General features: G+C 36.5%; 14 protein-coding genes. 1 reads left to right on the top strand and 13 read right to left on the bottom strand.

Annotation, left to right across the window (positions count from 1 at the left end):
- Nucleotides 1-253 precede the first annotated feature (253 nt).
- The 13 genes from H5159_RS02985 to H5159_RS02925 all read right to left on the bottom strand — a co-directional run bounded on the left by H5159_RS02985 (nucleotide 254) and on the right by H5159_RS02925 (nucleotide 13,694).
- A complete protein-coding gene (locus H5159_RS02985; RefSeq protein ID WP_076925984.1) occupies nucleotides 254-679 on the bottom strand; it encodes a response regulator in 426 nt (141 codons plus the stop codon).
- Nucleotides 680-695: 16 nt separating this feature from the next.
- Nucleotides 696-3,563, bottom strand: a complete 2,868-nt coding sequence (locus H5159_RS02980; RefSeq protein WP_182779690.1) for a response regulator — start codon at nucleotides 3,561-3,563, stop codon at nucleotides 696-698.
- Nucleotides 3,560-4,726, bottom strand: a complete 1,167-nt coding sequence (locus H5159_RS02975) for a hypothetical protein (protein ID WP_182736156.1) — start codon at nucleotides 4,724-4,726, stop codon at nucleotides 3,560-3,562. Before H5159_RS02975 ends, H5159_RS02980 begins: the two co-directional genes overlap by 4 nt.
- 9 nt (nucleotides 4,727-4,735) lie before the next feature.
- Nucleotides 4,736-5,551, bottom strand: a complete 816-nt coding sequence (locus H5159_RS02970) for a type II secretion system F family protein (protein WP_169043649.1) — start codon at nucleotides 5,549-5,551, stop codon at nucleotides 4,736-4,738.
- Entirely contained in the window at nucleotides 5,548-6,423 is an 876-nt protein-coding gene (locus tag H5159_RS02965; protein WP_182711254.1) for a type II secretion system F family protein, read from the bottom strand. Before H5159_RS02965 ends, H5159_RS02970 begins: the two co-directional genes overlap by 4 nt.
- On the bottom strand, nucleotides 6,416-7,714 hold the full coding sequence (locus tag H5159_RS02960; RefSeq protein WP_182779689.1) for a CpaF family protein: 1,299 nt from the start codon (nucleotides 7,712-7,714) through the stop codon (nucleotides 6,416-6,418). The genes H5159_RS02965 and H5159_RS02960 overlap by 8 nt, the downstream gene beginning before the upstream one ends.
- Before the next feature lie 6 nt (nucleotides 7,715-7,720).
- Nucleotides 7,721-8,488 carry a hypothetical protein gene (locus tag H5159_RS02955; RefSeq protein WP_182736397.1) on the bottom strand — a complete coding sequence of 256 codons (768 nt, stop codon included), beginning with the start codon at nucleotides 8,486-8,488 and terminating at the stop codon, nucleotides 7,721-7,723.
- An 83-nt stretch (nucleotides 8,489-8,571) separates the two neighbouring features.
- Complete coding sequence (locus H5159_RS02950; protein WP_076925982.1) at nucleotides 8,572-8,961, bottom strand: hypothetical protein; 390 nt, start codon at nucleotides 8,959-8,961, stop codon at nucleotides 8,572-8,574.
- 288 nt (nucleotides 8,962-9,249) lie between these two features.
- Nucleotides 9,250-9,927 (bottom strand): lipopolysaccharide assembly protein LapB, encoded by a 678-nt coding sequence (locus H5159_RS02945; protein WP_182779688.1) that lies wholly within the window; start codon nucleotides 9,925-9,927, stop codon nucleotides 9,250-9,252.
- Nucleotides 9,924-11,843, bottom strand: a complete 1,920-nt coding sequence (locus H5159_RS02940; RefSeq protein ID WP_182695945.1) for a pilus assembly protein N-terminal domain-containing protein — start codon at nucleotides 11,841-11,843, stop codon at nucleotides 9,924-9,926. Before H5159_RS02940 ends, H5159_RS02945 begins: the two co-directional genes overlap by 4 nt.
- Before the next feature lie 212 nt (nucleotides 11,844-12,055).
- Nucleotides 12,056-12,628: a tRNA-(ms[2]io[6]A)-hydroxylase gene (locus H5159_RS02935; protein WP_165743839.1), complete on the bottom strand. Its 573-nt coding sequence runs from the start codon at nucleotides 12,626-12,628 to the stop codon at nucleotides 12,056-12,058.
- A gap of 47 nt (nucleotides 12,629-12,675) precedes the next feature.
- Complete coding sequence (locus H5159_RS02930) at nucleotides 12,676-13,308, bottom strand: sulfotransferase (RefSeq protein ID WP_182779687.1); 633 nt, start codon at nucleotides 13,306-13,308, stop codon at nucleotides 12,676-12,678.
- Nucleotides 13,309-13,322: 14 nt separating this feature from the next.
- Nucleotides 13,323-13,694 (bottom strand): MAPEG family protein, encoded by a 372-nt coding sequence (locus H5159_RS02925; RefSeq protein ID WP_002962524.1) that lies wholly within the window; start codon nucleotides 13,692-13,694, stop codon nucleotides 13,323-13,325.
- Nucleotides 13,695-13,846: 152 nt separating this feature from the next.
- Here H5159_RS02925 and H5159_RS02920 point away from each other — a divergent pair, with 152 nt between their 5' ends.
- Nucleotides 13,847-15,199, top strand: coding sequence for a DUF2254 domain-containing protein (locus H5159_RS02920; protein WP_182779686.1), 1,353 nt, complete (start codon nucleotides 13,847-13,849; stop codon nucleotides 15,197-15,199).

Raw genomic sequence — 15,199 nt, 5'->3', positions numbered from 1 at the left:
GTTTAATAATTGAGATTATTAAACCGCTTTAAAAAGTGTGAAACGATGACTCGTATACATGCAACAATTACAAAAGCGTAGTTTGTAATAATTTGAAGTAATTATTCTAATTAAAGGATTTTTACAAATTTAAATAAATTAAAGGTTCATATACACAAAAGCACTAAATAAATATTAGTCTTTAAAAAATTATAATTTAATTTTTTAATAAGCTATAAATAAAAATAGTTAACCGCCCTACTGTTTCTATTTATCATTCCAAGAAAGTTCTAATATTTTCAATTAATACGCTTTGCTTAACTGGCTTTAACAAAAGACCGTTAAACCCAAGCTTTACGTACTTATTATCACTATTTTCGTTTTCACTAAATGTATGAGCTATAATTTTTGTTGCTGATGCGTCAGCATGCTTCCTGATTTTTAGCATTGCATCAGTGCCTGTAAATTGCGGCATTACTATATCCATTAAAATAATATCGTAAATATTTTGAGAAACCATCAATAGCGCCTCTATAGCACTTGATGCGAAATCTATTAAAATATTTTCTTCATTAAGCATTTTTCTTATTACTATTTCTATTAGTAAGTCATCATCTACTAAAAGTAGTCGTTTAGTTTTATTTATTGGCGTTACTTTAAACTCGATAACTTCTGCCATATTTTCATTAATGTTTTTCATTTATTACCCCAGCGGCTTATCTTTTTAAAATACGTGTTATTTGGTTTATTAAAACACCTTGTTTCACTGGCTTTAATAACACGTCATCAAAGCCCTGATTTACATATTTAGATTCTGTATCGGGTGTCGATGTATGCGCAATTATTTTAGTTTTAGAATTATCACTGTGTTTTTTAATTTTTAACATAGCGTCAGTTCCCGACAATTCTGGCATTACTATATCCATTAGAATAATGTCGTAACTATTTTGCGAAACCATCAACATAGCCTCTATCGCACTGCATGCGTAATCTATTATGATATTCTGATCTTTTAGCATTGCCCTAATCACAATTTCTACAAGTGGATCGTCATCAACAAGTAGTAGCGTGTTTTGTTGCTTATTAGTCACTAAACTCGCTTTTACTAAATGAGTATTTAATGAGCTACTTGGTACTTTTTGCACATTGTCTTTATCTTGCTTCGTTACTTTTTTTACCAGCATAGAAAGCGTTATCGTTGATTTATTCGCGTTACTACTTACAGTTATCGCTTTACCACCTAACATTTTAAATATTGAGATAAAAAACTTTAACTCTAATGACACGTATTTATCATCTATGAGGCGTGCTATATCATCACCCGATATACTTTTAAGCTCAGCTATAAAGTAACTACTGTCGATTAAATTGCTTAATGAAAAGTCTAGGTGTAAGTAATTACGGTTACTTTCATTTTTAATCTGAGCGTTAATAGATAGCGTTGTATTATTTGACGAATCCAAAACCTCTGTCACTAACTGAATAACCAATTGAGAAATTAACTTTTCATCGCTTACTACGGTTAACTCAGGCGTAATATTATTTTTAAGAACTATTTTTTTGTTTTCAGCTTCTTTAGTTAAAATCGAAATATTATTATTGATCATATGATTCAGGTTAACGTTTTTGGCCTGTAGTTTTAACTTACCTATTTCAGATTTATTTATATTTACGAGTTGTTGAATTACACTTTCGAGCTGGTCGCATGCATCAGAAATATTCCCCACATTGTTTTTAAATTCGTTAAAGCTTATTGGATCTTTAGATATTTCAACTAATGACTTTAAAGATGAGAAAGGCGTTTTTAACTGACGGCTAAGCCTTGTAACAAATTTTTCTTTTAATTGATTTGTCTGTTTTGATTTTTCAAGAACATCAGCGAGTAAACATTCTTTTTGATGTGCATCTGTATCATCTCTAAAGTAGCAAACGAAACCATTAAAATCTGTATGTCTTTGTAATACAGTTATCCACTTCCCGTCGGTAAAACCTATATCTATTAATTGGTTACGATCATCATCAAGCTTATGATGTTCATGGTAGTGATTTATAATATTATTCTGCTGCGCAATACTTATTAGCTGGCTATACGATAGCTGACTATTTTGTTTATTCACTTGTGCAAATAAAAGGTTAAATGCATTGTTGGTGATCACAGGAAATTCGTGGCTATTAAAAATAGCAAACCCATGCGGCAGTGCATCAAGAGAACTTGAAAAAAGCTCTTCTCTATTGAGTATTAACTGATTTTTTTGTTTTATTTCGTTGTGTAAACGTCTTGGCAAACGTAAAAAATAATACACAAAGGCAAATACACAAAAAGAGATTAACCCTAATCTAATTAAACTATATTTAGTTATTTGTGGGCGTACTATTTTATTCATAGGTTGCACATGTAAGCGCCATGTAGGTGGAAAACGACTACTTAAAGCGCTAATACTATTTTTAATTATACTCGGGCTAACTTCTCCTTGTTTTCCTAAAGTAAACTGTGGTGTTGCTATAAAAACGTTATAATTTTCAGTGTTTAATTTGCCAATAACGGCTTTTAAAAACTTACTTAAATCAAATGCTGTAAGTGTATAAATAGAGCCTTGTTTAATTTTTATTTCAGAAATTAAGAAGGCCGTATCTGCAACAGTAAATACTTCTACTGCTTGTTTATTCGCTCTGTTATTGAATTTTTCTAACCAGTTTTTAAATCCATACGCGGCTAAATCAAAATTATTTTTTGACCAAAGTGCAAGTTGGTTATACTCAGAATCAAACACAATATACCCTTTATAAGTTAAGCTTTGTGAAACCTGACTATGTACTAAATCATTAAGCTGCTCTTTTGTATAGCTATTTTGGCTTTGTAAAAAGCCTGCGATAACTAAATCTTTTTGCGATATATATAATCCTTGATTATCAAATCGCTCTAAAGCATTAAATAACGTTTTACGTAATTGCTGAGTTTGTTCATTGTAATTACTTTGCAGCTCCTTTTTTTCTATAGTATAAAGCAGTAATGCAGTGAATGAGCATAATACTAATGCAATTAATAATGCCACGGGCGCTAAACTAAATACATGAATATACTTTTCCCCATAATTTTTTTTCACAGGATTAGTACTTTGATTACTTACTGAATCTGAATTTTTATTTAACTGTGTCTGCAATAATTGAGCAAATGAAATAAACTGATTTTTTTGTGAACCTATTAATGTTTTAGGTGCTAAATCAGCCATCAGCACTACGCCAATTAATTTATTAGTGACACTATAAATTGGATATTGTGCATAAAAACGAATTAATTTGTGCGTGTTGTTTGATACATCATCAAAAAAAGTATCTTCAAATAAATATAGTTTTTCTTGTGTGCAGCGTAGTTGATAGCTTAATAACTCATTTTCTACACTTTCTTTATCGTTGCAGGTTATTAACTGCTCTGAATAAACCTCTCTAAAATCGATAAATTTAACAATTGGAACATCATAAAACTGTTTTAGTAGCGTTAGCGTTTCTTTAATTTCTGTTGATATTTCATCAGTTGGTGTATCTGCTAAATTAGCATGTGAGGTAAATATATTTGAGGCGTTCATTGACGTTCTCCTTCCCCTTTTGGGGGAGTATGTATCCACGTTGTCCTGTTTTGGCCGCTATGTACTGGCAGTAAAACTTTAAATGGTGGCGTTAAACTACTAAGAGCAGGTTCGCCTGTGGTGATATTAATTACTTGTTCTGCATTAACTAAATTAAGTGATGTTTTGCAATATGTAATACCTGGCTCAATCCCTATTAAGCTCAGTGTTTCACTAATGATAAGGTTATTTACTAAATCGATACCGACCAGCTCAAATGTGGTTTGTAAAATAGTGAAAACAAGTGTTTCTACAATGTTTTCATCATCTTCTAAGCGTGTACCTTCTGGGCAGCATATTGTGCCAAGCTCTATATCAACGTTTGTGCCTATACCTACTAATGAAAGCGCATTAAGGGCTGTATTTAAAAGCGGTTCTACCTGAGGTAAATATAAATCAAGTATGTCACCTTGCGATTCGTACCCTGTTTGGCATGTATCACACGATTGTGATAAACCTTGATCGCTTGTACCTAAAAGTGGATTTCCTAAAGCTGTTACTCCAACTAAACAACTGCTGTCGGCTGGTTGCTTATCTATTTCAAAGCTTTCACAAGGTGAGCCTGTTACTACTTTTTGGGATACATAACGAGATAGAATTTGTTCACTATTAGCAGGGCATTGTTGTGGCGTGCTTCTTAATAACTGACCAATAACGCTGTTACCTAACTGCCCTATTGCGTAATTTGGACCTTGCTGCAGCGCATTTATATAACTTACATTACCGGTATTATTTAACTTGCTGACACCTTGGCTGTCTGTTGCTTCGTCGCTTAAGCCCTTTAAACACGGGTTACCTTGGCAATTTGGAGCATCGTAATAAACAGCTTCTCGCGAGGTAAACCTATCATCTCTTATGCCTATTAATGCCCTGTACGTGTTGTTTGCTCCACGATCTGTATAAAAAATGAGTGGTGCTTGATGCTCATCAAAACTTACTGCAATACCGAGTGGTCTATTGTTAGCATCAACTACAGTAATTTGATTATCTACCTTAGTTTGATGGCGCTTAATAAGGGCATCCCTTACTAAAATCACCCCACCAATTGAGCCAATAATTAAAATAGTTATAATTAATATAAGCTCAATAGTAAGTATGTACCCTTGTTGATAATGCTTTTTCATATCAGGCTCCTATAACACTTCTACAAGCATTTTAAGTACGTTCATTACTTGTAATGCTGCGGGAAAAAACACCAATACCAAAAACATCGGAAAACAAATTAAGATAATGGGAAAGGTTGTGTGCATCGCTTTTTTGTTTACCTTTTTAGCGAGTAAAATGTTCTTTTTTAAAGCTAGGCCTTCAAGTTGAGCCTCTACTGCTTGGATAAGTGGCGTACCAAGTTTTGACCCTATTAACATTAAGTTTGCGAGTTTTTTAATTCCTAATACGCCGGTTCTTTCAAAAAGTGAATTAAATGCAAATTCACGATCTTTACCTGCACTTAGTTCGAATAAAAATAACTTTAGCTCTTTGTATAATGGGTGTTTTTGACTCAATCCATGATCAACCGCCAGTGCAAATGAACGCTCTAGTGAAAATCCAGCGCGCATGTAAACCAGTAACACCCGTAAAAAAAACTCTAAGCTGTTATTTATAGTGGTTTGACGTTGATTTTTACGTAATAAAAACCAGCATTCGGGTGCAAAAAAACACATAAAACACAGTAATAATTTAATCGATTGGCTCAGCTCATACCCTGTTAGCTCTATAACCGTAAATGCACTAAAAGTAGCAGCCACTTTAAAGCAGTACAGGCTTATTAATATTTTATTAATTTGAATCCCTGCTTGTCTTAGTTGACGTTTAGAGATGATAATTAGCGGATACCAGTTAATGTTTTTAGTATCGGGTTTATCTAATTCGACTTTAAGCGATTGCCTATGAATATGGATAAATGAGCCCATACTTACTAAAAGCCCGATAAGTAAAAGTATATCAATCATAATGTTACCCTTAAGCTAAGGCGTAGCCATAAAAAGCCAAATAGCTGACAAAGAAGCGCAACCGTTATAAATGCAATCCCATTAGGATCGTTTAATAATGGTTCAAACCAGGTTGGATCGGTATAGCTAAATAAAGGAATTAGTGCGTAAGGTAAAAAACCACTAAACACAGCAGCGTATTTAGTACCGGAAAGCTTAGCTTTCAGCTGTTGGCGGTCGAGAGTTATTAGCGACATCATGTTGCATACGCTTTTTAGCATGTCGGTCAAATCGCACTGGCTTTGTGTATGTGTAATGATGCTATGAGCAAACAATCTTACGGTTTCGCAGTTGTATCTTTCAATTAATGGGGCAAACGACGTTTCGGCATCACTACCCATGCTCATGCGTTGTATTAGTAAGGTGCTTTGTTTTTTTATATATGGGTCTGCATGTTCATCAGCAAAGTGCATTGATTGCTGTAGCGATAGCCCTGTGCTTAAACACGATTGTACGGTTTCAATAAATTCTAAAAAGTGATGCTCAAATTTTGCTAATTTATAATGAGCCAAGTCAATCACAGTTATAAAACAGGTTACAAAGACCACGATTGAAATAATAAACGCGCTGGTTGATGCCTCTGGGTAATATAATTTAGCTAAAAACCAGGAGCTACTAGAGAGCGAGCACGCCATGCTTATAAACCAGGCGTTACTAATATTTAAACCAAGCACTCGTAGTGACAGAGTAAGGACATCTTTTTCTTCTAAAATATCTGCTTTTTTAGTGCTTTGGTTGCTTTTATTATTCACATACAAAGAAGCCAATACACTCGCAGCCAGTACAAAAGTTATAACCGCCGCAATAGCTAATAAATAATCAAGTTTAGTCATTGTTAGCCTCCGGGTTATTGTGCAGTAATGCTTTCAATTCTTGTGCATTTGCGCCTTGACCTTTCATAAACTCAATAACACTTGAGTTATCTATTAAATCACTTTGTACTGGTTCTGCTTCGTTAATACTATAAAGCGGGCTAAATTGTGCCCCGCCATTAACACGCTTAATTTCACCAATACTTTTTAGAGTGCGGATGCCATTAGTTGAGCGAGAAACATGAACTATGAGCTGAATACTCGACGCGATTAGCGAACTTGTATGGGTATCGCTCAGTTGTGCATTGTGTAACTGCACTAAGGTAGATAAACGAATAACGGCATCATTTGCACTGTTAGCATGTATGGTCGTCATCGAACCTTGGTGGCCACAGTTCATTGCTTGGAGCATATCGATTACTTCGCCTGAGCGTACCTCACCTACAAGTATTCTATCTGCGCGCATTCTAAGGGCTGCTTTTACTAAATCTCTTAGGCTTACTGCACCTTTACCATCGCTGTTAGTGTCGTGGGCTTCCAATTGCACAACATGGTTGTGATGCAAATTAAGCTCAGCGCTTTCTTCAATGGTTACAACACGTTCGTTTGGATTAATTGAGTTGGCAAGTACGTTCAATAATGACGTTTTACCAGCCCCCGCATTGCCACAGACTAAAATATTAACGCCTGTTTTAACTGCACTTTTTAAAAATAATAAGATGTTTTTATCTAAAAAATGGATATTAACTAAAAAGTCATCGTTTATTTTTTTATGATTAAACTTACGAATAGACACAATAGCGGCGCCGGTACACGCAGGCGGTACAATAATATGAACACGGCTACCATCTTTTAATTTGCCATCAACAATTGGCATAAGCGCATTTACCTGGCGACCACAGCCATCAAGTAAGCGATCAACAAATCGGCGTAAATGGCGTTCGTCATCAAACTTACTGGCTGTGCAAAGTAGTTTGCCTTGCTTATCAATCCAAATATCTTGCGTGTCGTTTATTAAAATATCACTTACCTGATCGTCCAGCATAAACTGTGCAATAGGACCCAGACCCTGAATTTCATCAAATACAGCCTGAACAACCTGCTCTTTTTGATGCTGATTAAATGAAGATTGATTGAATTGTGGGATTTCACTGCACAATGCAGAGATTTTTTCGAGAACATTACTTGATAAAAGCGCGGTTGGTTCTTGTTCGTACTCTTCGATAACGGCATCATGCAATAGCTTTTTAAGCTCTTCAAAGGTACTTAAACTGGTTTGAACTTCTTCATGTTTGCTTGATAAATTAAACATAAAAACTCACTTAGCTACATATACAGCTTCATTTTTAACGCCTTTAACCACTTCGATTGTGCGACTGGTTTGTAAGCGTGAAAAGTTTTGCAAACGACCTTGTTCAATGTCATAAGCGCTATGCACAATAATTGAAACTTTGTCAGCGTTATCTATACCCGCCAACGAATAAACATCTTTTGGAAGTACCGCGAGGACTAATGAAACACCGCCTGTAGCAGAATTAGACTCTTTAGCTAAATTATCCATTACGCCACTTTTAGCAGCTTGCGATTTAGGACCTTTTGAAACACCAATAAGCTGTACATCACGGGCAACGGTTCTTACTAAGCGATTAGTTTTAGCGACTATGTCGAGTCGGTCACCTTTGTGTATGCGCGAAAGCGGAATATCCAAGGTGTTTAGTTTTAAAGTATATAAAACACGCCCTGCCGGTATGGCTTCTGATAAATTTTGGCTTTTCGCTCTGATAAAATCTGTGTCAAATAATGGTTGTTCAACCATTTTATTAGTTGCTAATTTTTGACCAATTAATGCACGTGGGTTTTGAACGCTCAGTGCAATATTTGAATAGTTACTTGGATCTATACTCTTTTGCTCAACATCGTGAACGGTTACTGTTTGACCGGCCGACATATTTTTGTTTACTACCCAAGCTGTTACGCTATTTTCATCGTTTACCTGTCTAATACCCAAAGCCGAAGCTAACATGCCAGAGGTGATGAGTAATGTGAGAGCCGCTGTGGTTGCGCCTTTGTTACTTTTACTTTTCATAATATTCCTCCGGAGTAACTTTCACTGCCACAATTTTGTGGCAGTGAGCCTTAAGCTTGGTATTCAAACCTGGTTACCTTGCGTTAGTTACCTTGTGAACCGCCTGCTGCTGTACGTGTTGCAGCATCGCCGCTTGGTGTTGCATTAACAAGTGCGGCACTTTCACTAAAGTCTGATGCAACAAAAGTGAATGAACTACCATCGCCTGCGTACACGTCAACTGAATCTACAAACCCAGAGCCAGACACTTCAGCTGTGCCTTCGGCGTTAATCATCCCGTCAAATACATAGCTTTGGTCAAGTGAGCCAATTGCTTCAGCTACATCTTCAAGCTCGCTGGTTACCGAGTCACGTAATGTAGATAAACCAATTACAAGTGCTGCTACCATTGATGTAGAAAGAATGATTAGCTCTGACGTTAGTACAAAACCTTTTTGCTTTTTGCCATTTAAGTTATGTTTAATAGTTTTCATAATCGTAGCCTTTAAATTAAGAGAGCTTATGCTCACTTTATATATAGCGAGGACCATGCCAATTGAAAATAGCTTTTAAATACAAGTTGTTATAGTTTTTATGTGTGTGTTTTTTAGCTTTTTTTATTTTTGATTTGCAAAATGCAAATCAATATTAAAATGAGACTTGTGAGATTACGTATAAAACGTAGGATGAGCGAAAGCTTTACTCCTATTTTTAATAAATAATAAAGTGGTTTTGGCTCCTTAATAATGCCAAATTGTAGGCATAAAAAAGGCCCTGAGGCCTTAAGAGTAGCAATTACCTAAAACGGAGAGTTTTCCGCGCCTAGCAAGTGCTTTTTGATGCGTGGGTTCTGCACGTAAAACTTGCTCATAGTAGCCACAGGCCAATAAATTATTAGTATTCGCTTCTTCAATTAACCCTTTATGGTAAAAATAGGCGGTGCTATTTAAACCAAACTTAACCGAAAGCTCTAAATAGTTTGAAGCTATAACGTAACTACCCTGAGCATAATGTATAGAGGCCATTTGTAGGTATGGTGAAGCATGTGTACTAAAAACATCAACGCCGTATTGAGCAATGCTTTTTGCTTTAGCTAAATTACCTTGCTCTATTGCTAACGTAACCCCTAAAGTAATTGCGTTTAATGGCGGGTTAGCTTTATTAAGTAGAGTGTTTATAACTTGTTGAGACTGATTAGCACGGCCACTTTTATAAAGTACATAGGCCGATATCGACAGTATTGCTGTGTTATCGGGGTGTTCAAGCATGAGCTGATTCACCTCATGCACAAGGTTCAAACAGTCACTTGCATTAATACCTTCGCACTTTAATGGTTGGGCATTTAATTGGTATTTTTTTACTATGTCACCCAACGCACTGTAAGGATTTACTGTTGGCTTGTAATCAATATGAGCGCAACCCGATAAAGTAAGCAGTAAAATAATATAAAATATTTTCATAGCCCTTGCTCCTGTATATAGCTAAGTATCTGGGTGTCTATATTTGCCTGTTCCCACGAACGTAAGGTATTAATTGGCTCACGCACTAGGTTTGGAGTTACAACAATTATAAGCTCGCGGTTGTTTTCACTTTTACTGGTTGTTTCGCTTAACTTTCCAAGCATGCTATTGCCGTTGCCATCAGGTACAAAGTCGTGGCTTGCATTGTTATCGGTGCTAATTAAGCCACCAATAATAAGAGGTTGTCCGTCTTTTAAACGCGTTGATGTTTGCATGCTGCGTGTATTAAATGCACTACTGTTCAAACTGCTGCCTGTGCTTTGTGCAATTTCGGCGGTTAACGTGGTATCGGGTAGCGAAATTACTGGGTTTAGATCAAGTGTTATTCTGTCTTTGTCGTCAACCATGGCGCGTACATTTAATTCAACTCCAAATGATTTAAATTCTGTGCCGCTAAACACCGACCCACTACTACCTTGCTGCCCGCTTGTAATTCCTGAAGGGCTATAACTTGTAGGTACGGGTACTTCTCCACCGACCTTAAATACGGCACTTTCACCAGCTAAAACCGTTATTGTAGGGCGAGAAAGCGTTCGAGAAATACCTTCTTGTTCAAGTAATGAAAACAACATATCAATGGCAAACTGTGAGGTAGAAAGCTGTAAGTTATTAGTTAATTGACCGCCAATTAATTGCAGCGCATTTTCTATTGTTGCAGAGCCTGATTCGCGTTCAGTCATACCGTCACGACCAAACAATCCCGCTTCTTTTTCATACCCATTAGAGAGCACGCTAATATCTGGGCGCCATTGCTTTAATCTACGTTGATTTACTTCGTATAATTGCACCGACACACGCACTTGAGGTAAATCTTCAACTTCAATGCTCGACAAAACTTTACCGCCAGCCACTGAAAGAAGCGTTGCTCTGGCAATATTAGAACTTACATTACTTAAGTTTAACCCTGATGTAGCATCGTTTATTAACCCACCCGACTCGTTGGCAAGCACTTCAATACCTGCGCTTTTATCCTGCGTTGCGCCGCCCATTAAATTATTAGGATCAAGAGGAGATCCCTGAGTTTGTAATGCTTGCTCTGGTTCGAATAATTTATTAATTGTATTTAATAAGCGCACTAGCTTTATTTGATTTTTTACAGAGCCTGACAGTAAAAATACATCGCTATCATCATTTGATAGCTCATCAACCGAGATGCGTTTAATGGTCACTTTATCTGCGCCCATTGATTTAATTACTTCGCTAATACGTTCTTCTTTTGGCTTGGGTGCTTGAGTTACTTTTATTAAATTAATAATAGCGACTTTGCTCGAGTTTTGAGAGGTACCACCGTTTGCGTTACCCAATCCTTGCAAGCGTTGAGCGAGAGAATTAAACATTCCTTGGTTAGAGTTTGAGGTAATAACGGGTTGTGATGCTTGTGAGCTACTGGCGTATAGATAGTTTTTTGCAGCTTCATAAGCGGCATGACGATAATTTATAGTAGGTACTTCACCGCGTAATACAACAGCATGGCGATCAGGTGCTATGGTTAGTTGCACGTCAGGATGAATATCGTTGAGGGCATTTTCAAGCACGCTGTAATCTTCGGTAACACCAAGTAAAAATGTTTCCGAGCTTTTATCGTCGTACCACACCATCATAGATGTACGGCCTAACTTTTTAGCTAAAATTAGTAGCTCGCGACCATTAACCACGTTCACATCAAGCGTTGTTTCGTGGCCAAGTGCTATACGCGAAATATCACGGGTAAACACAAAGCGAGTATGTGTCCATTTAACTAAGTGTGATACTTTTTGTACCCGCTCACCATTTGCATTTTCTATATAATCTAAATGACTTTCACTGCCTACGGCGCTAAAAGATATTAGTAATAGTATAAAAGTAAATTTTAACATAAGCCTTTCCCTCTATTTGCTTAATGTATAGGTAGCAAGTATGAGACCAAACGCTTTTGTATTTATTATCAATGCATTAAGATGTGTGAAAGTGTGTTTTATTATTTTGATTCGCAAATTGCAAATCAATAATTCATGAAGGGTTTAACCAAGAAATGAGAGTAGAGGCAGGTGGCGCAAAGCGAATAAAATAGGCTCTGCGCTAATTTTAGTTAATGCAAAGCAGCTGTAAATGGGATGCTTTCACAGATTTTAGCTTCTGCTGTAAGTAACTCTTCTAGGCGAGTATCAACTTCTTCTTTATCAAAGTATTCGTAAGCAAGCTCTACAAAAAGGTTTTTATGTTTTTCTTCTGACTTGGCAATCGCAACATAAAAGTCTTTTTCTTTACCCTCAGGAAGTGCTTGTGCAACTAAAGAAAAACGCTCGTGACCACGTGCTTCAATTACACCGCCAACCAGTAATCGGTCCATTAAAAAACCATCACGACCATGTCTAAACAGTGCACGTATTTGTTTTATGTACGGGTCTTTTTTGTCGTCACCTAAGTTTACATCGCGCTCTAAAAGTAACTTAAGCACTTGTTTAAAGTGTATTAATTCTTCTAATGCTAAGTCGGTCATGGCTTTTACTAATTTACGTTTGTCTGGGTAATGCGAAAGCATAGACATAGCCATACCCGATGCTTTTTTTTCTGCAGCGGCATGATCTTGTAAAAAAGTATTAAAGTCAGCAAGGACAACTTCGGTCCATTCAAATGGGGTGTGGTATTTTAATTCAAACATGTTCTGTACAACTTAAATAATAATGCGGGGATTTTAACGTATTTGTTTTAAAAAATCTTGTAAGGCAGCAATTTATCTATGCGCCCTTTAGCGGTGGATTCGACTTTTAGCGGGTGTTTAATATCGTTCCATGCGGTGACTTTGCCGCCCATATTCATTTTTTCAAAATCAGCTTTGTCACTTTTTAATGCTAAAAAATCGCATAGTTTTTTGTAGCTATCAGGCTTTGCTATATCAATGGATAAAAAATCGTTGTCACGGTTATTAAAGTACGTTTGAGCATCATTAAAATGTGTATCATAACAGTCTGCTAAGTAACTATCGTCGCTAATATTATTAAGCGAAAGCTCACTAAACGTATTTAAATAACAGCGCTTTATATGAATATTAAAGCCCCCGTCGCCGCGCGTTAAATTAGTGTGCATACGCGTTAAAAGCTGTTTTATTGATACAAGCCATGCACCAAGTTCGCGCTCTAAATAAATAAACTTAGAGTCTGGGTAATGAATATCAAGCGCTTTAAAGTCGTTAAATATGGGAGTGTCGGCAATTACGCTGGCATTTTGAAAACAGGCATTAGTATACGCGGTATGCGCTGTTGTAATGCCAAGTTCTAAAAATGCATGGCACACACTAGTTGTGCCGGTACGTGGTAAACCTATTATAAATATTTTGCTCATTAACTTTTCTTTAATTAGCCGCGTGTTACTAGTAATACAAAGGCGCTGATAATCATGACTAAAAATGTAGTAATAGTACCAATTTGGCGATATTTAAGGCTTTTTTCTACTATGCCTAAATTTTGAAACACACGCCCTACTAATAACGCACCACCTAATATATGGCAGTAATGGCTAGCAAGCCCTTGGTACTCTGCTAAAAAAAGCAAAATTAAAGCAAATGGCACGTATTCCATAAAATTTGCGTGGGCACGCACAGCACGTTGCAGCGTTGCATTACCGTTATCACCAAGCGATATTTGCTCCGCACGGCGCACTTTTATTACGTTAAAGCTTAAATAAATGTAAAAGAATGCGAGTAATGCAGCATAAGTTGAAATGATCACGGCGTTTTCCTGTTATTTTTATCGCATAAATATGCGCTCTATTATTGTGGGCGTGATAATAACACATAAATTTGAGCAGCATTATCAGAAGTTTAATAATTGCCTATGCTAAGCTAGAGGTATTAAGTTAGTAGAAAATACATAAGGATTTTATGTTTGTACCTCGTAAAGTAGCCGACAGTTACCGTGAAATGATTAACAGTATTGGCTTTTACCCTTCGATGCTTTCAGTGGGCTTTTTGGTATTTGCCATTATTACAATGTCGGTTGAATATTTAGCCCCTGTTGAGCAGCTAAAATCGTTTATATCGGTTGTACTTGTAGATAGCGCCGAAAACGCGCGGACTATTTTAAGCACTTTAGCGGGGAGTATTATTTCGCTTACCGTGTTTAGTTTTTCGATGGTAATGGTGGTTTTAAATTCAGCCAGCGCGAGTTTATCGCCCCGCGTAGTGCCTGGGCTTATTACGCGTAAATCACATCAAATGGTTTTGGGCTTTTATTTAGGCAGCATAATTTACTCCATTATTATGCTTATAAATATTAATAAACTTGAAGGTGGCAGTACGGCAATTCCTTCAATAGGTGTGTTGTTTGCACTTGTTTTTGGATTGATTTCATTAGGTTTGTTTGTATTTTTTATACACTCAATCTCACGTGCTATTCAAGTTGATAACGTGTTAAATGGCTTGTTTAGCCAAACTAAAAACGAAATTAAAACAATAATACAAAGACAACAAGAGAACCCAGTTGAGGACTTTCCAGACTTTAGCAAATGGCATTCGGTTAGCAGTAAAACAGAAGGATATTATAAAGGCGTACATACCGATAAGCTGTGTGCCATTTTGGCTGAGCAAGATATAAAGGTCTATATATCTGTAAACCAAGGCTATTTTACAGTTAAAGGTTACCCGTTTTTAAAATGTAATAAAGAGATAGCAAACGATGAAGAGCTGATTAATAAAATTCTCGACTGCTTTATTTTTTATATAGAAGAGTACATTAGCGATCATTACCGTTATGGATTAACCCAAATATCAGAAATTGCAGTTAAGGCAATGAGTCCAGGTATCAACGATCCCGGTACTGCGGTTAAATCAATTGATATGCTGAGTATTTTACTTATTCAACGGCTGTCAATTAACGATATTAACTACTCGTTTGAGCACAGTGATAATGGACCATTACTATACCTTCATGAAACAAGCTTTGATGAGTTATTACATGACAACTTTACACCGCTGCGTAATTACGCCAAAGGCGATGCATACGTAATGACAAATGTGCTTGAGGCATTTAAAAACATTTTGTTTATTGCCCATAAAGATACCGATGCACGAAACAGTTTATTTAATTACTTAAATGCAATTGTTGATGACATAAACGAGCATGTAACTAATGAATACGACAGACGCGAAGTGACTAATATGCTCAACTCAATAGCGCGCATTAGCCAAGAGCAAGGTGAGAAGTTGGTGGCACGTTTTGAGCACCACCAAAAATAA

The organism is Pseudoalteromonas sp. SG43-1 (assembly GCF_014164415.1).
GTDB classification, from domain to species: domain Bacteria; phylum Pseudomonadota; class Gammaproteobacteria; order Enterobacterales; family Alteromonadaceae; genus Pseudoalteromonas; species Pseudoalteromonas distincta.
Note: the sequence above shows the minus strand (reverse complement) of the source record. Positions and strands in the feature narration are given on the sequence as shown.